The organism is Butyrivibrio sp. XPD2006 (genome assembly GCF_000420865.1).
Classification (GTDB): domain Bacteria; phylum Bacillota; class Clostridia; order Lachnospirales; family Lachnospiraceae; genus Butyrivibrio.
Genome location: NZ_ATVT01000020.1, coordinates 1 through 24,520, shown reverse-complemented (window position 1 = coordinate 24,520; position 24,520 = coordinate 1). Strand labels below are relative to the sequence as shown.

Sequence of the window (24,520 nt, the reverse complement as noted above, 5' to 3'; positions counted from 1 at the left end):
TAATTGCTTCTCAGTTTATCCTTTCGTATAGTTACTGCCGTATGACTTGTAGTAGTTGTGGCTCAGCACCTCTCCGGTCTCATTGTCATAGGTGATTATCTGAATGTCATAATCAGACTTGGAGTCATCATAGAGGAAGTTGGTCTCGGGGTCTTCCTCGGCGTACAGGAATCTGAACAGGTGCTCCACAGGCTCGTAGTGTAAAGTACCAAGACTCGTGCTGACGTGATCGAGCATCTCGCTTCCACTGGCCTCATATATCTGACCTGATGCCACATCATTGATAAGAATGTAGGGTCCGTCAGTATGATATATCTTGGGAGTCACGGTAAAGTTATGGATCAGCCTCTGCATCTGGTTGTCTCCAAAGGCCTGTGATCCTTCGTTGATATAGAGGATCATGCTCACGTCATTCTGAGTAAGGTAGTCCAGCTGCTGATAAATACTGTCTGAACCGACCTCCATGTCATAGATGCTACTGCGGAATGACTCAGCACCTTTCTCCCAGTCACTGTAAGCAGCATCGCCCCTGTGATCCGGAAGATCACCGGACTCAGCGATCAAAGCTCCGATGCATTCTGTTGCCTTGATTGAACCCAGTGCATTCATATGTCCGGGGTCATTGAGATCCGTATACAGATCAACAACGCCCATCTCCTGCATGTTTACAAAGGGAACTCCATACTGATCGCAGATGATCTGCGCGCTGTCGATAGCTCTTTTATCATCAGTGGTAGCACTGCAGGTAAGGAAAGTCACATAGATGTCTATTCCCCTGCGCTGACACTCATCGATTATCTTGCGAAGATATTCCTCTCCTACAGTGTGTCCGCCAAGGCCGTTCTTGTCTGCAGGTTCCGGATATATCCCGGGAGCAAGCTCGATGCCGTAACGCATCTCTGCACCAAAGAGATTGTTCCTGTCCTCATTACCGAAAAGAGCCTTGTAGTCATTGCTTCCCAGCTCTTCCCACCTGTTATGATATACATAGAAATCCGCAAGGAACTGCTTCTGAATCTCAGGGTCCTGTATAAGGTCTTTCACAATAGCGATCTTGAGCTTGTCCAAAGGCCAGCAGTCCAGGTTTAAGTGAAGCTGCGAAATTGAACTCTGTCTGTCATCATCGGAATAGCTCTCATCCATTACATCCAGATACTGATAGTCCTTCTGAAGCATGTATGAATCCACTACCACGCACTTGGGATTGCTGTACTGGAGTGCCTCGATGAGCTCCCAGTAAGTAGCCTGCATGACTGAGCCGTGTCCGCCCATGTTGTAAGATGTGATGCCGTACTGTTCATACAGAACAGCCGGATTGAGAGCGTTGATAACATGAGAAGAACCCATGAACAGAACGTCGATCTGATCCGCTTTTTCAAAAAAGTCTTTGTACTTAAAATCGCTGTCCTTGCTGCGAAGCACGATTGATGCTGCAAACACGCATGCCACTGTCGCGCACAGGAAAGCTGCTGTTTTTATAATGCTTGAAATCTTAATCTTCATGTTATCCCTCAGAACTGTTGATATATAAAGCTTGACGCATTGTATCCTGCGCCCCATATTCCAAAAATAAGAATTGCCAGAATGGCTCCTATCATGATTATCCAACGGTACCAGATACTCTGTCCGATAATCCTCTCTCTGATCTCAATGTCATTAAAGTTCAGAATATCCATTGCTATCAGCAGGATAATACCGATCATGCCTACATTGAAGCTGCTCACGCTAAGGCCATAGTTATACAGTGACTTATCGGTGAATATCCATGGGGTAAATTCAAAGCTCTTTTTAATGATAACAAAAGCCTGCTCCAGGGAAGGCGCCCTGAAGAATATCCATGCCAGATTCACAAAGAAGAAAGTGATGATCGTCTTGATGGTTCTGTGTGAAAGACCGTTTCTGTCAATCTTCAGCACTTCCACAATCTTGTCCCTGAGCGGCATTGCAATGTAGCCAATGAGCTGATAAATTGCGTGGAGCAGTCCCCAAACCAGGAATGTAAGGGCTGAACCGTGCCAGATTCCGCTGACAACAAAGACAATGATAATGTTGAGATACTTCCTGGTTGTTCCCTTTCTGTTTCCTCCAAGCGGAATGTAGACATAGTCCTTGAGCCATGTTGAAAGTGATATATGCCATCTTCTCCAGAACTCCGCAACGGACTTGGCCATGTATGGGCTGTCGAAGTTCTTCATCACGTCGATTCCCAGTATTCTGGCAACTCCGATGGCTATTGACGAGTATCCTGCAAAGTCGCAGTAGATCTCGAAAGAATACATAACAGTAGCAATAGCGACTATAGTTCCGGGACAATTCTCCGGTGCCTGATACACGCTATTTACATAGATAGCAAGCCTGTCCGCGATGACAAGCTTAAGGAAATATCCCCAGAGGATCTGCAAAAATCCGTCTCTCATTCTGTCAAAATCCACTGTCACGGGATATGCAAACTGAGGCAGCATGTTTCCTGCTCTCTCTATAGGACCGCTGATGACCTGCGGGAAGAAGGATACGAAGAGTGCCAGCATGAGCGGATTGTGCTCAGCCTTCTCGTCCCCGCGATAGACATCAGCCAGATATCCGATGGATTTAAGCATGTAAAAAGAGATTCCGATCGCACCAAGGATCTTGCCACTTCTGAATATTAGCATGGCGGCAACCTCTGTTATCACAGCCAGAGCAAAAATCAGCCTGGTTCTTCCCGTTCCGGTCTTGTCCGCACCCTCGGAGAATTTCTCAATCATTACAGCTGCAAAATAAGTAATGACAATCGTTCCTGCCATAACAGCAGCAGCCTTAACATCAATGCTGATGTAAAAAGCCGCACTGATCACAAGAAGCCAAATATATCTGAACTTGCGCGGGATAATGAAATTCACGATGGCCGCAACCGGCAAAAGAAGCAAAAATCCAAAAGATACAAACTGCATATTTAAAATACCTTCACTAGTTTATTATGAAAAAACAACAGCATAATTATACTTTAGCAGCGCCTATTTGTATAGCTCAGCGAGCTGTTGTTTGCTCCTTGCACTTTTCGCAGCCGGATGGTTACTGTCAATTGACACTCCCTTAGGAAGAAGCTTTTTGGCTTCTACCGCCATATCCTGTGTAAGGCTTTTAAGCTGAGCAGAAATATCAACATCCGTATCCATCCCGATGGACATGATCTCGGGAACAAATCCAAGGGTAGCGGATGTGTACCAGTCGCCGTCAAATTTGTTGGCATCTGCTTTCGTACTTGTCACTCTGGAGTTCTTCTTGTTGGTAAGGTATGCGATGATCAGATCCCTGTCCGGATCTATCATCACGATAGTTCCCGTCCAGCCCTGATGGCCGAAGGTATCGGAGCCTGACTGGGTTCCGAAGTACCATACTCTCTGATTTTCGCCCTGTCTCCACCAGCCGAGTCCCCAGTTCGCTGCATCCTCTTCTTTTGGCGAAGTAAACATGTCCATTACATTTTGGGAAAAGAAACTGTTCTCGCCGTAGCCTCCCGTAAGCATTACAGACGCAAGCTTTGCCAGGTCAGTGGCATTGGAGAAAAGACCTGCATGGCCACTGATACCGTCCATGCTGTAAAAGGCCTTCTCATCATGGACCTCGCCCTGAATAGTCTCCGTTCTGTATCCGTCAAAATGAAGAAGTCCGTCTCTGGTATTTCCGTTTAATTCCGTTGCTGCGCAATCGTCTTTTGAAAAGCCGTTCCTAAGAGGATTGTATGTGATATGTGTAAGCCCCATCGGCTCATAAAAGGTCTTTTTAAGATAAGTATCAAGGTCCTGGCCTGTTACCTTCTCTACCACGAGACCAAGGATCATGTAGTCTGCATCGGAGTATACCGTCTTGGTTCCCGGTTCGTAATCAAGAGGTGTTCTGCGGATCATATCAACAGTGACCTGCTTGGTCTCCTCACCCGGCACATTTCCTGCAAAAAGTGGGTTCTCGGGGTAATCCTCGCCGGGTGCAAGACCGTTCTTATAAAGCTTTGGTGCACAGTACTTGGGGTCTGCCGGGAATCCGCCCTGGTGCTTTAAAAGTTCTCTGACAGTCAGCTCGCTCTTCCACTTCTTGATCGTATCAAGGTCGATAATGGTCGCTGGATCCTTGGGGTCGCCCTTACCGTCTACGGTCACCTGAATGGTTTCGGTTACAAACTCATCTCCGAGATATTTGGTGATCTTGTCATCAAGGTCAACTTCGCCGTCAGTCACAAGTTTCTGAAGAGCGTAGTTAACCGAAAACATCTTGGTTACGGAAGCAAGATCGTAAAGTGTATCTGTAGTAACGTTTGGACTCTCAGTGTTGGGAAGGCCGTTTGGCTGATATGTGTTGGTCTTGCCCCAGGCATTCTCATATATAAGTCTTCCGTTGCGCACGACAGAAAGCTGCGCACTTGTAAATCCGTTTTCGATGTCTGTCTCAATGAGGTCAGATATAAGCTGCAGTGCCTCGGAATGAATACCCTCTTCCTCCGGAGTTCCGCTTATCACCTCAGGATAAGGAATAGAAACTATCACAGCTTCCTTCTCATTTGAAGGAACTATGTTTGATACCTGCACAGTATTTTCTCCATTCTTGGTAACGGAGGAAATATCTACCTTCCAGTCGCCGAGTGATGTTACTTCCGAAGTATCAACCGGCGTTCCGTTGACAAACATATCAAAGCTCTCAACTCTGCCCGATATTGTTAAAAAGAGCTCTCCCTGGCCGTGGTAGCCATAGAAGCTGTACATGCTGTTCATTGCAAGTGTATTGTCGGTGTAGCCCTTCCAGTCCGGGAAGCTGATCCTGATCGGAAGCTTTGGGGCTGCGCCTGCAACAAGTTCAGGCTTTAAGGGGCCTGATGGTATATTGGTTTCATCGGATTTCTGACCGGCAGAGTTTTCTTGATCCTGTTGCCCCTGCTTAGTCTGATCTGTCTGCTGCCCGGTTTCAATATCTGTGGCAGTATCCTGCGCAGGTTCCTCGACAGTTTCTTTTTCTACCGTTTCAATTATCGGCTGGACAGGCTCTTTTACCTCAGCGCCGCAGGCTGATGTAACGGCAGCCAGTATGATAGCCATGGTTGCAGCCATTAACCTTTTATGACTCATTTCAGTATTCCTCCGATGTGGATATTTCTTTTCATTATTTAGTTTACCATATAAACGACACCAAACTGAAAAATGTCCCCTATCATACGCGGCTCATTCTCACTATTCTTGTATGAGGAGGAGGATGTTTTTTATGTTTAAAAAGAAATATCTGCTCTTGTTGGGGCTTGTTGCGATGACGGGAATCTTTACAGGATGCGGGAAAGAAAAAATGGAAATCAAAGACTATCACACTGATATATTAGGGGATAATGTTTATATATTTACGCCTGAGGATGAGGCGAGTGCTGTTCAGGAAACTCTGGATCATATTTACAGTATGCAGGAGGCTGCGCAATTTGATGATAACAGGTATGCGCTTTATTTCATGCCGGGAGAATACAATGTTTCTGCTAATGTAGGCTTTTATACTGAGCTTGCAGGGCTCGGAGCTCTTCCGACAGATACGAAGATTTCGGCTGTAAACACCTATGCCAGGTGGCTTTCAAATCCGCAGGGGCTGCACAATGCAACCTGTAATTTCTGGCGCAGCATTGAGAATATTGAGATGCAGTCGGATACGGTATGGGCAGTATCACAGGCTACAGGTATGCGAAGGGTTCAGGTTGACGGAAATCTCACTCTTCACGATGAATACGGATGGGCCAGCGGAGGATTCCTTGCAGACTCCAAGGTGGTCGGGCTCGTGGATTCGGGTACGCAGCAGCAGTGGCTCTCAAGAAATAACAGCTACAGCTCATGGACCGGACAGAACTGGAACATCGTGATGCTCGGGGATGAGCCGGGCGGAGTGCCTGTGGAAACCTGGCCGGAAGCCTCCTATACTGCTGTTGAAGAGACACCGATCGTGCGGGAAAAGCCATTTCTTGTATATGATGAGAAGGATGGATTTGGAGTTTATGTTCCCGAGTGGAAAGAAGGAAGTGTGTCTTTTGGCTGGGATGATGAAGGTTCTTCGGAAGGCAAGGTGATTTCCCTTGATGATTTTTATGTAGCAAAAGAGAATGTGGATACAGCGCAGACTATAAATGAGGCACTGGATGATGGGAAGAATATTCTGTTCACACCGGGGGTGTATGAGCTTGATGAAGCTCTTAAAGTACAGAAATCAGGAACTGTTGTTATGGGCATAGGCCTGGCTACGCTGCGCTCTGCTGCCGGGAATGAATGCGTAGTTTCTGATGGTGCAGATGATCTTATTCTGGCCGGGCTGTTGTTTGATGCAGGAACTGAGGAATCTGAGGCGCTGGTTCATTTGGGCGCTGTGGAGGGTGCTGTGGAGGACGCGAAGCCTTCGCTTCTTGCGGATGTGTATTTCAGAGTCGGCGGCATCGCTTCAGATGGACCATGCAAGACAAAGACATGCATTGTTGTTGATCTCGATAACGTCGTTGGCGACAACCTCTGGGTGTGGAGAGCCGATCACGGCGACAACGTCGGATGGGATATGAACACCTGCGAAAACGGCATCATCATAAATGGCTCAGGTGTTAAAATGTACGCTCTGATGGTTGAGCATTTCAACGGCTATCAGACCATGTGGAACGGTAATGACGGAACCTGCATCATGTATCAGAGCGAGGTTCCTTACGATGTGCCGGGCAGAGGACAGTGGATCAATCCCGACGGCAAGAGATTCGGATATGCTTCGTTTAAGGTTGCGGAAGATGTCAGCTCTTTTTCCGCTACGGGACTTGGTATCTATCTGTACAACAGAGATAACACTATTCCTATGTACTGCGCCATGGAAGTTCCCGATGTAGAGGGTGTTCATGTGCACAATGCGATCACTGCATATCTGAACGGATTCCCGGGTCTTAAGTGCGTCATCAATGAAGCCGGAGATTCACTTCTCAGTGCCGGACAGACTGCGAAAGTGCTGGATTATGAAAACGGGCAGTGGAGGTAACCTGCCCTTTTGCCACAGATTGCAACAAAGAGCAACTACTCTGCCTTGATGCAGCTCCATGCTTCCAGCAACCTATCCATATTCCAGGCTGCGTTCGCGGGGCTGGTTGACGGAAGGCAGATGGCAGGTCTTCTGACCAAAGCTTGTGTATACTTCTCGTAATACTTAAGCGCTGTCTTACCGTTGACGTAGATTGCCCCAATGTCTGCCGTGTCAAGGATAACCGAAAGGTCGTTGGGGACCACGTTGCTGATGCTGGAATCCGATGAACCAATGATGTCGCAGGACTTTATCACATCCCAGAGCGCAATATGATTTCTTAGCAAAAGAGCTTTCTTCTCCTCGATACTCTTCGGCTCTTCTTCATTAAAAACCGCAGATATCACTTTCCAGAATCTGTTCTGCTTGTGCCCATAAAAGAAGCCTTCCTCCCTGGATTTCACAGAAGGAAAACTTCCTAAGATCAGTATTTTGGAATCCTTGTCATAAACGGGTTCAATCGGGTGTACTATCATTATTTCCTATCCTCACGATGAGTCCTGAAAAACTCAAGCCTGCGACCGACAAAATTCATGAACTTGTCATAGTCGTCTAAAAGCTCTTTTACCAGCTTATCCGCAGTGTCCAGAGCTCTGTCGTATTGCTCTTTATTTATGTCTGCATTTTCAAGCGCTTCATCAAGCTCATCTCTGTCATCGACTTTTACGTAGCCATCGGGGTAAACCACGAGATCAAGGTAACAGTCGTAAAAGAAAGGCACGCCGTCATCATCAATTCCCTGACTGTCGATCATATCAATGTAACTGACCTTTACATTATACTCTCCGTCCATCATAACTGTGATACAGTAATAATCATCTTTCGGCATGATGGTAAGCCATTTGTAGCCACTGTCGCAAACGGTTATCTTATCTTCTTTGTAATTCCATACCTGCTTCTGAGAAACCTCATCTATAGAAAGAAAGCCAACATAGCCTTTGAAATCGGATGAATTCTCAAATACACCTTCCCTATGTTTCTCAATCATCGCCTTCCACTCGTCATAAGTTAATCTGCATCTGTACATACGCAGTAATCACACCTTTCTTCGCTCATCAGATAATATATGTTTTACAGTATTCTCCGGATGTTGTAATTCGGTCTTGAAAAACTCAGGATAAACAGTGATTTCATCATCAGATGCAACCCAGCGCAGAAACTCTTTGTGATCATCCTCGGTGAAGCTCGAGCTAATCGGCTCGAAGTCATCAGGCACCTTCATGTAAAAGAAAAATGAGATCTCATATATCAGCTTGCCTAAATTCATTTCATCATCGCCATAGAAATAGTTCTCATTAACAAATCCGAGACGATCTATCTCCATCTTAATGCCGGTCTCCTCATAAACTTCCCTGACAACCGCTTCCTCAGCTGTTTCACCAAATTTAATCCTGCCTCCGACAGAGTACAGGTAATCAGCTCTGTCATTTCCGACCATGAGGAACTTACCGTCTTTTAAAATGATCGCGCCAACTCTTATATTGATAAGGCCTGTGTCACAGGCTACTGTCATGTCTTTATTCATTACCCATATCTCCAATGTCAATATTCATAAAACTCCAGCGCGAACAGTATTGCCAGAATTGAAATGCCGTCCTTTGTCCTGTTTTCCTTCAAAAGCTCTTTTACCTCTGAAACGCTCATCCACTGCTTGTAGGCAACTTCGTCCACATCCTCAATGCTGCTCTCGGAATCAACCCTGGCAGCAAATACGTGGCATGTGCAGTCTGACATTCCGTTAGTCGGGTTCTGTGAGCCCAGGAATTTCAGGTCTTTCAGAGTGCAGCCGGTCTCTTCCATAGCTTCTCTTCTTGCCGCTTCCTCTTTTGTCTCGCCGTCCTCAATTCGGCCTGCCGGAATCTCCCATTCCAGTCGGTGCACGGTATATCTCTTTTCCCTGATCATCAGTATCTCATTCTTCTCGTTGAATATGACGATGCTGACTGCCTCGTGCGGGTAGTGGATCTGATGGTACTTATCGATCACTTGTCCGCTGGGGAGCCTGACCTTGTCGGTGTAAAGGCACACGTAGTCGCTTTCGTAAATGGTTGTGCGCTCAAGCCTTTCAGGTAGTACCACGTTCGCATCATCCGGCGCTGTCTGCTCAGTTTCTGAAGCCGCATTCTTATCGCCCGTTTCAGGCTCATCAGCTTTACACATAACAACGCCCGTTGATTTATGGATGAAGAAATATCCGTCTTCATCCATCTTGGACTGAACGTGCTTGTAAAAAGACTCTTTGTTGCCATTTACCAGTTTACTGGCTTCCTCAGAATAAGAAGCAACATAATTAAGGATCAACTCTTCGTCCGGTACATAAAGATCATTTTTCTGTTCTTCAACAGACATAACATTAAAATAGGGATCAAGCTCTTCCTTGGCAGTCTCCAGCCAGATATCAAAACCGCTTGAAGGAAACTTCACACTTGGATAATACTCACCTATAAAGTCGTGGAGCTCGCGCATGTGCTGCTGCCCGATAAGCGTGCAGGAGAACCTTCCGCCTTTTGCCAGAAGGCTCCTGATCTTTTTGTATAATTCAAGCCTGCTCTCGCGCGCCACATGGTAGAGCATATGGTTTGCCATGATAAGATCAAAGCCCGATGTTGGATACGAGAAATCCGTGGCATCGCGCTTCTCAACAACGAAGCGAAGGTTCTTTTCAGGATATTTATCCAGGATCTCTTTTGCCACATTTCTTGCACTTGCGAGCATTCCGTCCGAATAATCCACCAGATGGATTTCAAGGTCCTTCGGCAAAAGATCTGCCACGCGGCTCCAAAATGTTCCGGCTCCGCAGCCAATGTCCAGGATCTTCATCCCCGCCTTTATCTTCTCCCTCTCGAAAAGCCAGTGAAACCACTCGGTGTCGGCGGTGCTGTAATCGTGAATGGATATTCTCTTTTTCAGGTTAGTGTCGCTCTTGTACTGCTCAATGACTTCTTCCCTGTCTCTTGTAAGCTCGATGACATGGCGGAGGTTATCCCAAAACTCATCATCCCCGGAATCATTTGTTTTCCTGATGGCATCGATAAGTCTTATGATGTGCTCTTTCTTATCCAGAAGCAGCGCTTCCTGCTCCTTCAAGGACTTCTGCATGTCGGAGCTGTCATCTTTCATCATCTCAGATATCTGCTCCAGTGAAAAATCCATGTACTTGAGCATCAGGATTTTCTGCAAGCGGACAACGCTGTCCTCGTCATAAAGTCTGTATCCGGCTTCGGAGTACTCACACGGACGCAGCAATTTCTTTTCATCATAGAATCTTACAGTACGCGCAGAAACACCAAGTTTTTTAGCCAATTCCCCAGCTGTATACCTCATCTTTCATACCTCTCCTTGTCCTGTTTTTTCTGATTCTATGCCTTTACGTTACGTCAAAGTCAACACTTTAATTTATGGCTGTGCTGTTACTGAATTGTCTCTGCAGTTTCTCGTAGAAACCGATGTAATATGCGATTCGCTCAGACCAGATCTTTTCTGCTGTTTTGGTGCCAAGCTCCATTTGCATCGCTTTCCCCAGCTTCTCGATCCTGGTATTAACAAGTTCTGTCTTTTCCTCAAAACTCATTTCCAGAAATTTATCATGCACTAGCATCTCATGAATACGGTATGCATCAAACCTGTCGATGTTGTCAGCGTCCCCTACCGACAGCGCAAAAGGAGTTCTCTCACCCTCAAAATCGGCCTCGTCATCTACATGTATCGCAATTCCGTAGCACATGTCATTCACCCTGTCTTCAGGCAATCCGAGCTCTTGCAGGAATGGACGCGCTATCTTAGCTGCGTTTCTCCCATGGTCCTTCCAGCCATCATCGTCGAAGTCCTCGCAGTAAGACACATCATGTAAAAGACATGCCATCACCATCTCAGTTACATCAAAGCCTTCCTTCTCGGCAATCTCTTTTCCTATATTCGCAACCCTGTATGAATGCTCAAGCCTGTAGGCCTTCTCATCCGGATGGTCTTTGAAATATGCGCTGCCATCGAATTTCTGCTTGAGGAAATTCTCGGTTTTCGTTATCAATTCTGTGTTCATGCTTTGCTCCCCAACTTTAGTTTTCAAAACTTCAGAACCATATAGATGTCATCACTGTAAGAACCGTCGTCGTATTTGTTGGCGTTCGGCATGTGTCCGCACTCCTTGAAGCCAAGGCTCTCGTACAGATGATATGCCTTGTCGTTGCCGCTCACGACTGTAAGCTCTGCCTGCTCATAGCCACAGTCTTTTATCTTTTGGATCAGCCTCTCGAGCATCAGTCTGCCAAGGCCGAAGCCTGTATACTTCTGGAAAAGAGCTATCCCGATGTCCGCTCTGTGTCTGGCTCTTCTGCTGCTTCCTCTGCTGGTAAAAGAGCAGTTTCCTGCATATACGCCGTCTACAAAAGCGCACATTACAAGTTCATTTTCAGACTCGTTATGGCTCTTAATGAACTTGATCTCATCTTCTACTGTGTACTTAACTTCATCCGGATTAACCAGTAAAAAGTTAGTTTCTCCGCAAACTGTCTTAAGATAATCTATGAGCATGTCAGCCTCATCTTCATGAGCGCTGCGCAGTACGATATCTCTTTTCCCCAAAGTATACTTTTCTTCTTCAAATATCATTATTGTTCCTCCTTAGCCAAAAGTAATGGCTTATTAGATACTTCAATTCCTGCTCCAGTCATGCCATACAGAAAATTTGCAAAAAACATGACTTTTACACCCTCCAAAAGTCATGCGCTACAGAAAAAATCCAATACGCATGACTCCGCAGTCATGCTCTGCAGAAAATTTGCAAATAACATGACTTTTGTCCCCTCTAAAAGTCATGCTCAGATCAAATTTCTCAAAAAACATGACTGCCAGTAAAGCGAAAGTCATGTTTTTAAGATTTTTTCTGTTTAGCATGACTGTTACACACTTAATAGCGTCAACAAATTGCCGTCAACGCTCTATGTGCTTGTTGTTCCGATGACTTCTCCATCGGTCACAGCAACCACATCGTAAAGATTGTTCTTAAGAGCCTTCTCTACCAGTTCTGCAGGTCTTTCTCGAAAGCCCGCTGAAACCTTCAGCTTGATAAAATCCTCAGCCTTTAGCTGATTGTCAATTAGCTTATATTCCATAAACCGCTACTCCTACTACTGCTGCGATGCATATCAAGCCAATAGGTGATATGCCGTTTTTCCTTACTTTTCTCATGCCGTAATATACTATCGCAAGGCCACAGGTTATGAGGATTGCTGTGATATCGATACCGTTCTCACTAGTAACCCCGCAGTTGCCAAGAATCATATATGCCCCGGTTGCCAGAATGACACCGATAACGCAGGACTTAAGCCCCGTCAGTATTGCCTGGGCGTAAGAGTTCTTTAACAAATTCTTCGCCAGCCCCAGTATGATCAGTATGATGAAGAACGCAGGAAGTACGACCGCTGTCGTTGCAATCACAGCTCCCAAGAGACCGCCTTTATTGCTTCCGATGTACGTCGCAAGATTCACCATGATGGGCCCCGGCGTACTCTCGCTGACAGCTATCATGTAAGAGATCATCTCGTCATCCATCCAGCCGTGGGCCAGCACTACATCTCTGATAAGAGGTATCGCTGCATATGCGCCGCCAAAGGAGAACAGTCCCACTTCCAGAAATCCAATCAAAAGATCAAGGTAGATCATACCTGTCCCTCCTTTCTCCTGAATTTATCAATTTGAAAGAAAGCCAGGCTAACAAGTGCAGAGGCCAGCATAACTAATATTGATGACACATGTATCTTCAGCACATTAACAAGCATGAGCACAGCAAAGGTAACGATAAGAATCCCCACTTGCAAGGGCCTTTTCTGCATCTTCTTTATCATCTTAAGCGCCGCATCAAGTATCAGTATACCTACAGCAATCTTGATTCCCTGAAAAGCATGCGCGATCCACGTAATCTCCAGAAAGCCCTCGAGGAACATAGATATAGCAAAGATTATGATAAAAGAAGGTAACACCACGCCGAGCGTTGCCAGAACAGCCCCGGGCACCTTGCCTTTTTTATACCCAACAAAGGTGGCACAGTTTATCGCTATCGGCCCGGGCGTCGACTCCGCAATAACCGTGACATTCATCATCTCATCATGAGTGATCCAGTTTTTCTTTTCCACGCAGATGTTCTCAATGATCGAGAGCATCGCATACCCTCCGCCAAAAGTAAAAAGTCCGATCTTGGCGAAGGTCAAAAATAATTCAATAAGTATAGGCATGACTATAGCCTTTCTATCTTTTTTCCAATCATTTTTTACATACTCTTCTATAGTACAAGATACAAACAAAAAAGAGAACCGTATTGCTACGATTCTCTTGTTTTTGCTCCCATGTTTTTCAATTCTTTTTTGCGGTCATACATCATATGATCCGCTCGTTCAAACAGGTCATGTACCTGTTCATCATCCGGCTGTAGCGTTGTATAACCGATAGAAACAACAACCCCGTTTTCCTTGATGTTTCCTTCCACCTGCCTGTTAAACTCGGCAATTGTTTCCTCTCTGGTGTCAAAGCCTTTTCCGGACAAAAGAACTACAAACTCATCACCACCTGTTCTGTAAACCGAACCATGACTGAAAACATTACAGATAAGAGCACATGCGTCTTTGATAAGCTGGTCACCGGCAGCATGTCCCTGCGTGTCATTGACATACTTAAGACCATTTATATCACATGCTACAAGGGCAAGCTTATCAACAGCTCTTTCACGAATCCAGCTGTTTAACTGGGCTTCTGTTTCCATATAGGCATGTTTGTTTCTGACTCCCGTAAGTGAATCAGTATTTGCCATGCTCTTGAAAGCTTTACTGTTTTCTTTTTCTTCTTTCAGCTTCTCGTTGGCAACACGCCTCATCATGTAGAATAATATCGCCGAGAAAAGAGAAGCCACTACAAGGATGAATAATATTTGCCTACGATTAGCGGTAAGACTCTTTTTGCTGATCTCCTGAAACTGATCCTGAATAACGCTCTCACGGATCATTACAACCAGCTCCCATCCGGTTTCAGGCACAGGTTCATAGCATATTGTATCAACTACGTCATTTATGGTAAAAGTCAGCGTTCCTCTTTTTCCGTTTGCAAAATCTTCACGGAATGAATTCCACTTTTCCTCGGAAACATTACCGTTTGTGGCGTCAAAAATATTTTTTGTTCCAATAAACTGGCCAAGTTCTGTTTCTGATATATTTCCGCCATTTTCCGAATACAGCGCAAAATGTGTACTTTCCTGATCATCAAAAGCAAGCAGGCCAACTATGTCATTAATATCTATCTGGACAAAACATGCTTTAAACTGTTTGCCCATTATCTTGATATCTATCGGGATTGCCAGACACAGATCCTTGGACGAACCATAACGAAAAACAGTGCTTATCATTCTGCCATCCAATGTCTTATTCGCAAGGAACGGATGCCTGCTTCGGCCGGTATATGTGGTGTACTGCGTATAAACTATATCATCCTCATCTACAAGCGCAAAACGGCTAAGCGACAAAAGCCTCTTCATCCTACCAATGGCTGCCCGCAGATCCTCCTGCGATTCTATCTTCTCATCATCTATGACACTTACAGCCTTTTCCATGTAGTCAAAATTATTGTTGATCAGGTTTGTAATTGTCTTGGCTCGTCTGTCTGCCATCGATTCGAGATAAAAAGCACTTACAGCAGAAACTGCCTCATTTGTAGACGATATAGCCTGCCTGGAAGCCCAATAAGTATTGGCGATCAGCATTATCAAGATAAGAACACCACCTATCGCCGCAGTTATTATCACTGCCTTTTCAGTAATCTTCCTGCTCTTCATTGCGAAGCATCTCCATATAAGACTTCAAGCATTGCTTCCGCATCTTCCTGATAAATGATGGTTGTACTTTCATCAGTCTTATCCGGGAAAAGATCTCCCGGCAAATTTCCATCTGCAATTTTCACCGCAACCTGTAAGGTGTCAAAGCCAATCGAATAGCAATCCTGCACTCCAAGGCAATAGATAACACCATCCTTGAGATAATGAAGCGCCTCCTGATCATGGTCCATTCCCACAATCACTGCACTGCTTCCAAGCTCGGTAACCGCTCTGGCTGTTCCGACAGGATTACTCATATTGCAACATACAAAACCTGCAATATCAGGATTGTCCCCAAGCATCTGCTTAGCCAGATCATATGCCATATCAATGGAGTCCTGATCATATTCAACCGCAACTATTTCCATATCCGTATATCTGGCAATAGTGTCTTTTGCTCCCTTTGCTCTGTCTTCATGGCATGGAGCACCGTAACTACCAACGAGTATACCCACCTTACCCTTGTAGCCAAGTTTTTTACAAAGAGCTTCAGTTAAATCTGCTCCATCCTGATAGTTATGGGTATTCCCGACGTAAGCAATCCTCTTGCAATAAGGAGCTGCATCAGAGCTGGAGAACGTCATGACCTTATTGCCTTCAGCCATCATTTTATCAAGTACAGGAGTTATCTTCTCCTCATCTGCCACATCAACTCCGATTACATCATAATTACCTTTCTCGGCCTCTAATAACCTTTTGATCTGATCCTCATAAGAAGCTGCATCCGGAGCCATATACTCATAAGTAATGACTATGCCCTTATCAAGATATTTCTGCTGAGCGTCCTCCATTCCAAGGGCAACAGCATCCCACCACGGATGAACTATCTTATAAGTAAAATAAAAGTTGTATCTCTTCTTGGCAGGTACATAATCATCGAGACTATGTTCAAAATCCACTACATTTTCAGTATCTGTACTGTCTTCATTTATCTCTGCATTCGTAGAAAATCCACTGCTGGTACCTGCAAGCACAAGAGAAAAAGCTACTATCAGAAATTTGCGAAATATATTTTTAATCTTTTCAGACAAAGCATTCCTCCTTGAAGGCATAATTATCATTATAAATATTTGTCTACCTTAAATAATACTATATTCCGCTAGTTTTTATTCTTAAATATATATAAAAGATTGATATAAAAAAGAGAAGCATTCCTGCTTCTCTTAAATACTGTATTCTTTTCCAATCATGATAGCCTTAGCATCATGGCCATGTCCTATATCTCTTGTACATGCCACTGGAAGTGCATCCGATATATGCATTTTCAAAAGGTCATATACAGAAAGCGATAGCCCTGCCTTTTCATAACCCGTGAAAGTTCCAAGCAATACACCTGATATTTGGTCAAACACACCTATATCATCCAATTGGTTAAAAAGAGTTCCTATCTGCCCGGATTCTCCACCAAGTGCCTCAAGAAGCAATATCTTACCATTCATATCAGGCCAGTACCTTGTTCCTGCAAGCTTAGTAAGGCAACGAATATTGCCACCCACAACCACGCCCTGCATAGCTGTTCCTTGCAAAAAGCTGTATTTTATATCAAACAGGTCATTATTCTTACCTGAAATGTAATCTGAAAATCTCTGCTTTTGAACATCTCTGCATGACCAGATTATATTTTTTACCTGATAAAGAACTCCCGGCTTGCCCGTCATTGTGTATATGGCGTTGATAACAGTTGTCAGGTCGCTATATCCCCAAAAAGTCTTATCGGTCTTGGCTATGGCGTCATAGTCTAAATATTTTAACACTCCATTAGCCAAGTCTCCGCCGGAAATGTCATAGATTGCATCTATCGCATCATCAGCATAAAACTTCATGAGATCTTCAGCTCTTTCCTTATCAGTTCCGCTATATTCATCTATAGTTCTCATAATATGCGGTGAAAGAGCTGTTTCAATATCCATGTTGCTAAGAACCTGTTCAAGTTCAGTTATCTGATCCTGCCACTCCGGCAAATGTCCGTTTGAACAGGCTGAAATACCAATTTTCATTATCTTTTCCCTGTTTTTATATAGCTTATCAGTTCCTCTAAATCATCAAAGTCATCATAGTCTCCAATGATTCCTTCGCGATGATAGACAATACCGGCCTTTTCATTGCGTTCCAGGCAATCCAAAAGCTCTTCTACTCCAAATCTTCGTGCATATTCCGCAAATGCCCTTGCTTTAATCTTGTCTGCATATAAACCTTTGCGACAATTCGCCGGTTCGCATTCATAACATCCGTTCAAATTCTTATCAATACCGCACCTGCGAACCTCACACCACTCGGCATCCTTGCACCAGGACAGCTCCATAAAGCCATCCCGTTTGCATCCCTTACAGGTTACATTTTCCGAGCACAGGCAACATGCTAATCCGCAACGAGCTATTCCAAGTTCTCTTTTCATCGCTTCCTCCCCAGATTAGTCAAAAACATACTACAGTTTCAGCCTCATATCCTTATACTTCTGATTTCTTTCTTCAAAGCCAATCTTTTTATAGAGAGAATAACCTTCTTCTGTAGCCTTCAGGTCTATATAACACAGGTGATTCTCCTTGGCATAGTTTACTACCTCGTTCATTAAGCGCGTACTGATGCCTTGTCCACGATACTCTTTCTCAGTGAATACGCTCAGGGCTTCGCCAACCAGTCCATTTTGCATAGATGGATTTGCTGGTTTTTCAATGAGCAAAAGATATGCCGTCGCAACCAGCTGTCCATCAGCTCTTGCTACAAAAGCAATAAGATCTTTACCAAGCTTTCTCTCAAAAAAGTCCGGCAGTTGTACTTCCATAGCATGTTTATCAGCTTCACAGATCGAACCGTAATCATCCATTATATATGCAATTCGAAGCCTGATCAGTTCTGAAATATCTTTATTGTTAGCTGTATCAAATGTTACACTCATTACACTCATTATTATTTCTCCGTATGTAAATGAATCCTATATTAGATTATTCTATAGTACAGGAAAGCAACAAAAAAGAGAAGCATCACTGCTTCTCTTACTGCCGGCGACCGGGATCGAACTTTCCTGCGTCTTGCAAACACTGATGGAAAGGAGGCTGGCAGTTTCACTTTATTTTCTGACCCCACTTTTGAACCTAGTTGTGGATATACATCAAATGTGTTTAAACTACTTTATTCTTTATAGTTTCTATGTGTAAATACAGGTGTCGCAGTACCTGTAACCTTGTCGCGTTTTTCAACCTTAAGAACTGTATACTGTGTCTGTCCAACTGTGTAGTCATTCATTCTTGCCTCAGAAGAAAAGATAGACATTTCACTGATAAATATTATCCCTGCCAGATTATCACTTTTCTTATATAGCATAAGATTTTCAAATCTCTCATGATTGTTTATCAGATAATCTGCATTGATGCTTGTCCAAAAAAATAAAGACCTTGTATTTTGGCTACAAGGTCTTTTAGATAATTTTCTTTCGGATAATCCTATCTGGTTTGTGGTTATTTATCGAACCCACCTAGAACTCCATCAAAGAAAGCGTTCCAGAACCCTCTTTGATTTCAACGTTCAAACGAACCTCAAGTGTCCGCTGTTAAGATTATAGTATTGTAACCAAAACCTTAAGTCAAGAATATAAAGAGATAATTCATAGAAAATTCATTGCACATTTTTATGCTCCCAATTCATAATCCTGAATCCTCTCTTTCCACTTTTTATACTTCTTGTACTGAATATCATCCAATTCCCAGAAGTTTACTCCAGGGTCACATTCACCCACTATTTGCTTTTCACCAACCAGTTTATAACCTAGCGCCTCAAAAAAGTTCTTTATGTAGTCATACCAGACAGAAGGTTCGGCAAATTTACCAGCTATCGACTCTAATCGATTATCCTCATTAAAAAACCACGGATTTGGAAAGTTTTCATCCATTTTTTCATACGGATTGACCCTATTTGAAAACTTTATGTACTCCTTGATCAATGTCTCATCTGGCGCAGGAATTATCTCTAATTCACCTGCCCCAATCATCCAACATCCCATTTTTATTCCTCCTTGATAAATGAATAATTTAGGTTATAATATAACCATCGGTTATTGTATAATACATAACCATTGGTTACTTGTCAATAGTAAAATGAGGTACATATGAAATTCAAAGCTGAAAGAATAATCCAAATTCGTGAACAATTAGGCATGAACAAAGCTGAAGCAGCAAGAAAACTCAACATGTCTGCAATGGGTTACGGGCGCTATGAAAATGGGCAAAGGGAGCCATCATTCCAAACAGTATGTTTCATAGCGTCAACATTCAACACTACTTCTGACTATCTTTATGGCTTAACAGATGATCCAAATCCAAGTACAATAACGATTTCTTCATCTGAAGACCCAGAACTCTTTTCATTTGTAAACTCTCTCCAGAAGGATAAATCCTTAGAAAAAAGGTTATTAGAATACTTTAATAAACTGACTCAGCAAGATAAATAAACACAAAAAAGAGAAGCATCACTGCTTCTCTCGTACTGCCGGCGACCGGGATCGAACTTTCCTGCGCCTTTCAAACACTGATGGAAAGGAGGTTGGCGGTTTTACTTAAATTTCTGAACCTAGTTATAGATATACATCATAAGTGCATATTGTTCTTTAGGCATGAGCCTATAGCCTCTTTTCACTAATCTCTAACAATTCAGCTGCAACCTGATTATTTTCAACCCTCATAAGATTATCCCAGGCTTCTGCTCTTCCAAGTAGGTTCATACCGCCATGCCATACTATCTGATTATCAATAACAGCATAGCACTCTTCAACAGTTTCAGTTTTTCTAACGATTATGCCACCTTTACATAGTTCATCCACTAGTAAAGAGCTTTCTATGACATCCTCATAACCAATAGAATTGGGATCCATGGTTATCACAGTAACTGTTATCCCCTCCTCTAGCCTTGGTTTAGCAAAGATACAAGCTTTAACACTTTGCTTCGAATAAGCTTTGGGCTTGAAATAACAATATTTTTATCTGCCTCAATCAAATCTCTAAAAAAGACCTCTTCATAGTCTTTCCTATCATATATAGCATTAGCTGCCTGTTTCGTTTGGCCTTGAGGAGTATAAATCTTATAACCAAGTTCTTTATATGTCTTTAGTCGGTTTTTATATTGACGGTCAAAAAACCTAATGTGACTATCAACATAATCATAAACAAGCACATCTTTCTTGCCCTCATATGTTCTATTTAGTCTACCTACATACTGTGTCAGGCGACCTTCATATTTTACAGGAGCAGCGAGCATAAGAGTATCCAATCGCGGAAAATTGAAACCTTCTCCTACCTTTGATGCTGTGGCTATCAATATCAATGATTCATTAGAAGGAGTGCTAGTCATCACCTCACGGATTTGAGTGTTTTCTTTCTTGCTATTATCGCCATAGATAACAAAAATATGATCTGCACAATCTTTTAGCACATCTTTCAAAACATCTACATGTCTTTTAAGCTTCGTCAGAATCAAAGGTGTTCTACCTAAGGAAATAGCTGCTTTTACATCCTCTTTGATTTGTTCATTTCTCACTGTGCTATCAACAATCAATTTATCTGCTTTGATAATATCAAGATCTTCTCCAGTTACATTTACAACTCTTGTAAAACGCGGTACTAAAAGACGTTCAATACCCTGTTCATCGGCTTGCTCTTTAGCAGTATAGTTGTGCCTTATCTGTCCAAGCATCATAAATACAATATCATCGAGCTTATCACTTCTTCCGGGAGTAGCAGAAAGGCCATATACATACTTGGCTCGAACACGATTCAGAACTGCCTGAGCCTGCTTAGACGCAGCATGATGGCATTCATCAAAGATAACCATTCCATAAGAATCTATATTTTTGAAGAATTCTCCCTTATGATACGCTGAACCAACCAAAGCAAAATCAATTATTCCTGTGGTTTTATCATTGCCCGCTTGTAATGTGCCAAAGACACTTTCTCTTACTTTTTCTCTTCCCGATTTAGTTAGATATTTCGGAGGTTTTTCATCTATAACAAGGAATTTTTCAAACTCGCTTATCCACTGTGGCAATAACTCAGTATTTTGAAGCAGAATCAAAGTATTAACTTTTCTTTTTGCAATCATATATGCTGCGAGAACAGTTTTCCCAAATGCCGTCGCCGCACATAAAACTCCATTCTCATATTTTTCTAATCTGGCAGCAGCATATTCCTGCTGTTCCTTAAGCGTTCCGTTAAAACTTACTCTAATTGGTCTGCCGAATTGTCTTTTATCGGTAATATCACATTTTATTCCTGATTCCTTACACTTGGCCTCTAACTTATCATACATTCCCCTCGGAATCTTGATATAACCTTCACTTTCACTCCATAATGAAATCTGTTTAAAATTGTAATAATTAGATCTCCCCTGCCTTTTATTTGTATAAAACTCCGGATTGTCTATTGTTGCCATACGCTTAATCAGATTCTGTATATTAGGTAAAAGATTAAGTGCATCAACATATATTCCATCATCCAATACAATATGGATTTCATTTCCTACTACATCAGAACTGTTGAACTTCTCCTCTCTTTTCCAAGGACGAATTTGCTTATCAGCATATTTTGTGATTGCCACGGAAGAACTAATACCTTCATTCCATTTCTGAATAAAAGAAATTATTTCCTGCTCCGGAATTTTCCTTATGCTCCTCAATGTTTCCCACTGATCCGGATATGCATTCCAATTTTCATCAATAAAAGCACTATTGCCATTTTCTAATGCTCGCCCCTGTAACGGTAGTGCGACCAAGTTCCCAATCTTACTTAGCACATCCTGTGAGGGATACATTCTATCGTAATACTTGAAAGACGGCATATTAATTGAAACAGCACCTCTATCCAACAGAGCAAAACCAAAGCTCCTTGCCAAAGAAGCTTGAATAGGTTTCTCAAAAAAGATCCATATATGAGCACCTCTTCCGGATCTGGATCTTTCCGTAAGTGCATCAATATTATTCAACTTCAAAATTTTCCTTAGAGCATCAACCTCGCTTTTCCAAAGATCATCTGCATTAGCATCATCTGTTCTATAGGAATCTTTAACATGATTATCAAAATCAAACACAAGAAATCTACATGTATTATCTGTAAAAAGAGGATATGCTCCAATTACATCATCGCATTCAGGCTTTTTACCTAAAAGATGGTTTTCGATTACTTCAAGTTCAATTTTTCTCCATCTTCTATATGGACAATCATCATCACAAAAAGTCTTAGCATCATTGTTCTTCGGGCAAATACGATTCCATCTATTATCGCATTGCGGAAAGTATCCGCCATTTTTTCCACGCTTTGCATAAACATCCTCTCTTCCGTGGAACATATAAAAGAAAAACTTTGCCATATCACTGGTTATCGCATACTTTATGATTCTTGCCCCTTGATCAGGATCATATACGTCAGTACTAATGACGTCTTCATCAAAAGCATTTTCGGAATCATATTGCACATTATTGTTCCTTAAAAGTGCTTTTAGTCTCTCATTTTCATCCTGTAGATTTCTCACTAATTTTCTTAACGAGTTCAAATCATGTGATTCCAGCTGCATTTTGCACCTCTATAGTCCTTAAAACATGTTTTTTACGATTCTTAAGCCTTAATATATCAAAAAAGAGAAGCGTAATCTACGCCTCTCTCATTTCTTTAAATCTTTAGGAATAAAGTTCTTGTATCTATATATCACATGTGATTCACCTGTACATAAATCAATCTTCTCCTGCCATAAAGTAGTAAGCTTTGTCTGACCTGCAGTTCTGTCAAAATCTGGATTAGCAACGAATGATCTGCAAAAATATTCATTTTCTGTCCCTGCAACCATATCTAAATAGACATAAATATCCTGGCCATCTACTAAGGTGTTTAAAAATAATTCAGATTCTATTTAGACTTGCTTTGCTCATTTCTAAATCTAAAAACAACCCTGTTTTCATCAAAAGCGCGTTCCAAAAGGTGTAAATAATCTATCTTGTTCTGAACATAGCTTTTTTCAAAGAAATTTGATTTCTCCAACTGTACTTGTGTTATCATACCATCCAGTGCTTTATCAAATGTTACATTTCCACTCTCACTATGAATTTGCAAGTCACGTAACTGTCCTATTCCCTCAAGATGATGGAAATCCTCTTCTGCAAATCTGACTCTTACTTCAAATCCTTTTCCTTTATAAGCCAAACAAAAATAGTATTCTATATTAAGTAATCTCTCAAAAGCTTCTGCATTAAGTTTAATCTTATTTTCCACATTACCTCCATAATTAAAGCCTCGACTCTCGTCGAGGCTTTAATTATAAGTGTTTTCTTTTCAGCATACGCCTAACTGGCTCGCGGTTGTCACACTAAACCCGCCCATAAGCTCCATGTATCCCCCTGCCAGTAGGGATTTACATTTCATAGCCAACAAATGCTCTACGTCATTTGTTATCTATAATATACTGTTTTGAACATCTAATGTCAAATAAAATCTTTGTTATGATATACTGTTCCTGGTTCAGAGTGGTCCAAAACAAACTCAAAACTTAATATTGAAAACTTTGCTTATACAATCTGAATTGAACCCAAATTATACTAATTTGAACCTCTTGTATAACAAAATAAAAAGAGCTGTAACCCCAGATATTTTCTAAGTTTACAGCTACATACAATTACTGCCGGCGACCGGGATCGAACCGGTACGGGTATTACTACCCACGGGATTTTAAGTCCCGGGCGTCTGCCAGTTCCGCCACGCCGGCATTTACCTTATTGGTAAAAAATACGCGATATGCATGGTACATATCGCGTTAATGGGGCCTACAGGGCTCGAACCTGTGACCCTCTGCTTGTAAGGCAGATGCTCTCCCAGCTGAGCTAAGACCCCTTTTTAATGAATACTGGGTATTACGCGGTTCTTCAATATACTATTAAAAAACCATAGTGGAGCTTCAGGGACTTGAACCCGGGACCGACCGGTTATGAGCCGGTTGCTCTAACCAACTGAGCTAAAGCTCCTGATAAATGACTCCGACGAGAATCGAACTCGTGTTACCGCCGTGAAAGGGCGATGTCTTGACCGCTTGACCACGGAGCCTAAGAGTTAGCGACCGTGCTTCGGTGCTTCCATATCGCTCTGGCTGCTCCACTAGGCTCGAAAAGACCTCGCCAAATGGCCATCCAGGCTACGCACCAAACTCGAAAGAACCTCGTTAGGTGCTATCGCTCCCCCTGTCGGACTCGAACCAACGACACTTCGGTTAACAGCCGAATGCTCTACCGACTGAGCTAAGGAGGATTATAATAAAAAATTTTGTACCTTCAAAACCGAACACTGAAATCTCTTAGATCCGTCTCTAACCTTTGCTTTTTGGATAAGCCCTCGACCTATTAGTACACATCAGCTGAACACGTTACCGTGCTTACACCTTGTGCCTATCTAACCTCGTACTCTCCAAGGGGTCTTACTCCATAAAGGAGGGATATCTCATCTTGAGGGGGGCTTCACGCTTAGATGCCTTCAGCGTTTATCCCTTCCGGACGTGGCTACCCAGCCTTATGCACCTGGCGGTGCAGCTGATACACCAGCGGTCCGTCCATCCCGGTCCTCTCGTACTAAGGACAGCTCCTCTCAGATATCCTACGCC

25 protein-coding genes, 5 tRNA genes and 1 rRNA gene are annotated in these 24,520 nt (G+C 42.9%); 2 read left to right on the top strand and 29 right to left on the bottom strand.

Annotated features, from left to right (window positions below; genetic code table 11):
- Nucleotides 1–15: 15 nt before the first annotated feature.
- The 3 genes from G590_RS0116870 to pbp4b form a co-directional block, all read right to left on the bottom strand.
- The gene (locus tag G590_RS0116870; protein ID WP_022766819.1) at nt 16–1,503 is read right to left on the bottom strand and encodes a hypothetical protein; all 1,488 of its coding nucleotides are present in this window, start codon (nt 1,501–1,503) and stop codon (nt 16–18) included.
- Between the two features lie 8 nt (nt 1,504–1,511).
- Nucleotides 1,512–2,930: an MBOAT family O-acyltransferase gene (locus G590_RS0116865; protein ID WP_022766818.1), complete on the bottom strand. Its 1,419-nt coding sequence runs from the start codon at nt 2,928–2,930 to the stop codon at nt 1,512–1,514.
- 63 nt (nt 2,931–2,993) lie between these two features.
- Nucleotides 2,994–5,096, bottom strand: coding sequence for a penicillin binding protein PBP4B (gene pbp4b / locus G590_RS20055; protein WP_081641122.1), 2,103 nt, complete (start codon nt 5,094–5,096; stop codon nt 2,994–2,996).
- A gap of 133 nt (nt 5,097–5,229) precedes the next feature.
- Here pbp4b and G590_RS20050 point away from each other — a divergent pair, with 133 nt between their 5' ends.
- Nucleotides 5,230–7,005 (top strand): hypothetical protein, encoded by a 1,776-nt coding sequence (locus tag G590_RS20050; RefSeq protein ID WP_022766816.1) that lies wholly within the window; start codon nt 5,230–5,232, stop codon nt 7,003–7,005.
- Between the two features lie 35 nt (nt 7,006–7,040).
- Here G590_RS20050 and G590_RS0116850 read toward each other — a convergent pair whose 3' ends face one another.
- The 16 genes from G590_RS0116850 to G590_RS0116770 form a co-directional block, all read right to left on the bottom strand.
- The gene (locus G590_RS0116850; protein ID WP_022766815.1) at nt 7,041–7,520 is read right to left on the bottom strand and encodes a DNA-deoxyinosine glycosylase; all 480 of its coding nucleotides are present in this window, start codon (nt 7,518–7,520) and stop codon (nt 7,041–7,043) included.
- Nucleotides 7,520–8,032, bottom strand: a complete 513-nt coding sequence (locus G590_RS20045) for a DUF402 domain-containing protein (protein WP_242829795.1) — start codon at nt 8,030–8,032, stop codon at nt 7,520–7,522. Before G590_RS20045 ends, G590_RS0116850 begins: the two co-directional genes overlap by 1 nt.
- Nucleotides 8,033–8,080: 48 nt before the next feature.
- The gene (locus G590_RS0116840; protein ID WP_022766813.1) at nt 8,081–8,569 is read right to left on the bottom strand and encodes an NUDIX hydrolase; all 489 of its coding nucleotides are present in this window, start codon (nt 8,567–8,569) and stop codon (nt 8,081–8,083) included.
- Between the two features lie 17 nt (nt 8,570–8,586).
- The gene (locus G590_RS21790; RefSeq protein ID WP_022766812.1) at nt 8,587–10,368 is read right to left on the bottom strand and encodes an NUDIX domain-containing protein; all 1,782 of its coding nucleotides are present in this window, start codon (nt 10,366–10,368) and stop codon (nt 8,587–8,589) included.
- Nucleotides 10,369–10,435: 67 nt separating this feature from the next.
- A complete protein-coding gene (locus G590_RS0116830; RefSeq protein ID WP_022766811.1) occupies nt 10,436–11,083 on the bottom strand; it encodes an HD domain-containing protein in 648 nt (215 codons plus the stop codon).
- 23 nt (nt 11,084–11,106) lie between these two features.
- Entirely contained in the window at nt 11,107–11,652 is a 546-nt protein-coding gene (locus tag G590_RS0116825) for a GNAT family N-acetyltransferase (RefSeq protein ID WP_022766810.1), read from the bottom strand.
- 329 nt (nt 11,653–11,981) lie between these two features.
- Nucleotides 11,982–12,155 (bottom strand): hypothetical protein, encoded by a 174-nt coding sequence (locus G590_RS21450; protein ID WP_022766808.1) that lies wholly within the window; start codon nt 12,153–12,155, stop codon nt 11,982–11,984.
- Nucleotides 12,145–12,705, bottom strand: a complete 561-nt coding sequence (locus tag G590_RS0116810; protein WP_022766807.1) for a chromate transporter — start codon at nt 12,703–12,705, stop codon at nt 12,145–12,147. Before G590_RS0116810 ends, G590_RS21450 begins: the two co-directional genes overlap by 11 nt.
- Nucleotides 12,702–13,274: a chromate transporter gene (locus tag G590_RS0116805; protein WP_026494235.1), complete on the bottom strand. Its 573-nt coding sequence runs from the start codon at nt 13,272–13,274 to the stop codon at nt 12,702–12,704. Before G590_RS0116805 ends, G590_RS0116810 begins: the two co-directional genes overlap by 4 nt.
- A gap of 86 nt (nt 13,275–13,360) precedes the next feature.
- Nucleotides 13,361–14,860 (bottom strand): sensor domain-containing diguanylate cyclase, encoded by a 1,500-nt coding sequence (locus tag G590_RS20900; protein ID WP_022766805.1) that lies wholly within the window; start codon nt 14,858–14,860, stop codon nt 13,361–13,363.
- Nucleotides 14,857–15,930, bottom strand: coding sequence for a substrate-binding domain-containing protein (locus G590_RS0116795; RefSeq protein WP_022766804.1), 1,074 nt, complete (start codon nt 15,928–15,930; stop codon nt 14,857–14,859). Before G590_RS0116795 ends, G590_RS20900 begins: the two co-directional genes overlap by 4 nt.
- Before the next feature lie 132 nt (nt 15,931–16,062).
- Complete coding sequence (locus G590_RS0116790; RefSeq protein ID WP_022766803.1) at nt 16,063–16,896, bottom strand: LD-carboxypeptidase; 834 nt, start codon at nt 16,894–16,896, stop codon at nt 16,063–16,065.
- The gene (locus G590_RS0116785) at nt 16,896–17,294 is read right to left on the bottom strand and encodes a DUF3795 domain-containing protein (protein ID WP_022766802.1); all 399 of its coding nucleotides are present in this window, start codon (nt 17,292–17,294) and stop codon (nt 16,896–16,898) included. The genes G590_RS0116790 and G590_RS0116785 overlap by 1 nt, the downstream gene beginning before the upstream one ends.
- A 30-nt stretch (nt 17,295–17,324) precedes the next feature.
- Entirely contained in the window at nt 17,325–17,804 is a 480-nt protein-coding gene (locus G590_RS0116780) for a GNAT family N-acetyltransferase (RefSeq protein ID WP_022766801.1), read from the bottom strand.
- Between the two features lie 224 nt (nt 17,805–18,028).
- Nucleotides 18,029–18,220 carry a hypothetical protein gene (locus tag G590_RS0116775; RefSeq protein ID WP_022766800.1) on the bottom strand — a complete coding sequence of 64 codons (192 nt, stop codon included), beginning with the start codon at nt 18,218–18,220 and terminating at the stop codon, nt 18,029–18,031.
- Between the two features lie 304 nt (nt 18,221–18,524).
- Nucleotides 18,525–18,896 (bottom strand): hypothetical protein, encoded by a 372-nt coding sequence (locus G590_RS0116770; protein WP_022766799.1) that lies wholly within the window; start codon nt 18,894–18,896, stop codon nt 18,525–18,527.
- A 105-nt stretch (nt 18,897–19,001) separates the two neighbouring features.
- Between G590_RS0116770 and G590_RS0116765 the strand changes: the two genes are divergently transcribed.
- Nucleotides 19,002–19,343 (top strand): helix-turn-helix domain-containing protein, encoded by a 342-nt coding sequence (locus G590_RS0116765; RefSeq protein ID WP_022766798.1) that lies wholly within the window; start codon nt 19,002–19,004, stop codon nt 19,341–19,343.
- Between the two features lie 168 nt (nt 19,344–19,511).
- On the opposite strand, the gene G590_RS21725 is transcribed toward G590_RS0116765, so the two are convergent.
- From G590_RS21725 to G590_RS0116720, 10 genes are all read right to left on the bottom strand, one after another.
- Nucleotides 19,512–19,772 carry a hypothetical protein gene (locus G590_RS21725; RefSeq protein WP_242829794.1) on the bottom strand — a complete coding sequence of 87 codons (261 nt, stop codon included), beginning with the start codon at nt 19,770–19,772 and terminating at the stop codon, nt 19,512–19,514.
- Between the two features lie 20 nt (nt 19,773–19,792).
- Nucleotides 19,793–22,453, bottom strand: coding sequence for a TOTE conflict system archaeo-eukaryotic primase domain-containing protein (locus G590_RS20035; RefSeq protein WP_242829793.1), 2,661 nt, complete (start codon nt 22,451–22,453; stop codon nt 19,793–19,795).
- Between the two features lie 87 nt (nt 22,454–22,540).
- The gene (locus G590_RS21990; RefSeq protein ID WP_442852349.1) at nt 22,541–22,741 is read right to left on the bottom strand and encodes a hypothetical protein; all 201 of its coding nucleotides are present in this window, start codon (nt 22,739–22,741) and stop codon (nt 22,541–22,543) included.
- A 41-nt stretch (nt 22,742–22,782) separates the two neighbouring features.
- Nucleotides 22,783–23,145 carry a PBECR4 domain-containing protein gene (locus G590_RS0116750; RefSeq protein WP_022766796.1) on the bottom strand — a complete coding sequence of 121 codons (363 nt, stop codon included), beginning with the start codon at nt 23,143–23,145 and terminating at the stop codon, nt 22,783–22,785.
- A gap of 404 nt (nt 23,146–23,549) precedes the next feature.
- Nucleotides 23,550–23,635: transfer RNA gene (locus G590_RS0116745), tRNA-Leu, on the bottom strand.
- A 52-nt stretch (nt 23,636–23,687) separates the two neighbouring features.
- Nucleotides 23,688–23,760 (bottom strand) — tRNA-Val (locus G590_RS0116740).
- 57 nt (nt 23,761–23,817) lie between these two features.
- A tRNA-Ile gene (locus G590_RS0116735) sits at nt 23,818–23,891 on the bottom strand.
- Between the two features lie 7 nt (nt 23,892–23,898).
- A tRNA-Glu gene (locus G590_RS0116730) sits at nt 23,899–23,970 on the bottom strand.
- Between the two features lie 128 nt (nt 23,971–24,098).
- A tRNA-Asn gene (locus tag G590_RS0116725) sits at nt 24,099–24,171 on the bottom strand.
- A 72-nt stretch (nt 24,172–24,243) separates the two neighbouring features.
- Nucleotides 24,244–24,520, bottom strand: a 23S ribosomal RNA gene (locus G590_RS0116720); the annotation flags it as partial.

Coding starts and splice junctions, on each gene's coding strand:
- G590_RS0116870 (WP_022766819.1), bottom strand. CDS start 1,503: ATGAAGATTAAGATTTCAAGCATTATAAAAACAGCAGCTTTCCTGTGC.
- G590_RS0116865 (WP_022766818.1), bottom strand. CDS start 2,930: ATGCAGTTTGTATCTTTTGGATTTTTGCTTCTTTTGCCGGTTGCGGCC.
- pbp4b (WP_081641122.1), bottom strand. CDS start 5,096: ATGAGTCATAAAAGGTTAATGGCTGCAACCATGGCTATCATACTGGCT.
- G590_RS20050 (WP_022766816.1), top strand. CDS start 5,230: ATGTTTAAAAAGAAATATCTGCTCTTGTTGGGGCTTGTTGCGATGACG.
- G590_RS0116850 (WP_022766815.1), bottom strand. CDS start 7,520: ATGATAGTACACCCGATTGAACCCGTTTATGACAAGGATTCCAAAATA.
- G590_RS20045 (WP_242829795.1), bottom strand. CDS start 8,032: ATGATTGAGAAACATAGGGAAGGTGTATTTGAGAATTCATCCGATTTC.
- G590_RS0116840 (WP_022766813.1), bottom strand. CDS start 8,569: ATGAATAAAGACATGACAGTAGCCTGTGACACAGGCCTTATCAATATA.
- G590_RS21790 (WP_022766812.1), bottom strand. CDS start 10,368: ATGAGGTATACAGCTGGGGAATTGGCTAAAAAACTTGGTGTTTCTGCG.
- G590_RS0116830 (WP_022766811.1), bottom strand. CDS start 11,083: ATGAACACAGAATTGATAACGAAAACCGAGAATTTCCTCAAGCAGAAA.
- G590_RS0116825 (WP_022766810.1), bottom strand. CDS start 11,652: ATGATATTTGAAGAAGAAAAGTATACTTTGGGGAAAAGAGATATCGTA.
- G590_RS21450 (WP_022766808.1), bottom strand. CDS start 12,155: ATGGAATATAAGCTAATTGACAATCAGCTAAAGGCTGAGGATTTTATC.
- G590_RS0116810 (WP_022766807.1), bottom strand. CDS start 12,705: ATGATCTACCTTGATCTTTTGATTGGATTTCTGGAAGTGGGACTGTTC.
- G590_RS0116805 (WP_026494235.1), bottom strand. CDS start 13,274: ATGCCTATACTTATTGAATTATTTTTGACCTTCGCCAAGATCGGACTT.
- G590_RS20900 (WP_022766805.1), bottom strand. CDS start 14,860: ATGAAGAGCAGGAAGATTACTGAAAAGGCAGTGATAATAACTGCGGCG.
- G590_RS0116790 (WP_022766803.1), bottom strand. CDS start 16,896: ATGAAAATTGGTATTTCAGCCTGTTCAAACGGACATTTGCCGGAGTGG.
- G590_RS0116785 (WP_022766802.1), bottom strand. CDS start 17,294: ATGAAAAGAGAACTTGGAATAGCTCGTTGCGGATTAGCATGTTGCCTG.
- G590_RS0116780 (WP_022766801.1), bottom strand. CDS start 17,804: ATGAGTGTAATGAGTGTAACATTTGATACAGCTAACAATAAAGATATT.
- G590_RS0116775 (WP_022766800.1), bottom strand. CDS start 18,220: ATGCTATATAAGAAAAGTGATAATCTGGCAGGGATAATATTTATCAGT.
- G590_RS0116770 (WP_022766799.1), bottom strand. CDS start 18,896: ATGGGATGTTGGATGATTGGGGCAGGTGAATTAGAGATAATTCCTGCG.
- G590_RS0116765 (WP_022766798.1), top strand. CDS start 19,002: ATGAAATTCAAAGCTGAAAGAATAATCCAAATTCGTGAACAATTAGGC.
- G590_RS20035 (WP_242829793.1), bottom strand. CDS start 22,453: ATGCAGCTGGAATCACATGATTTGAACTCGTTAAGAAAATTAGTGAGA.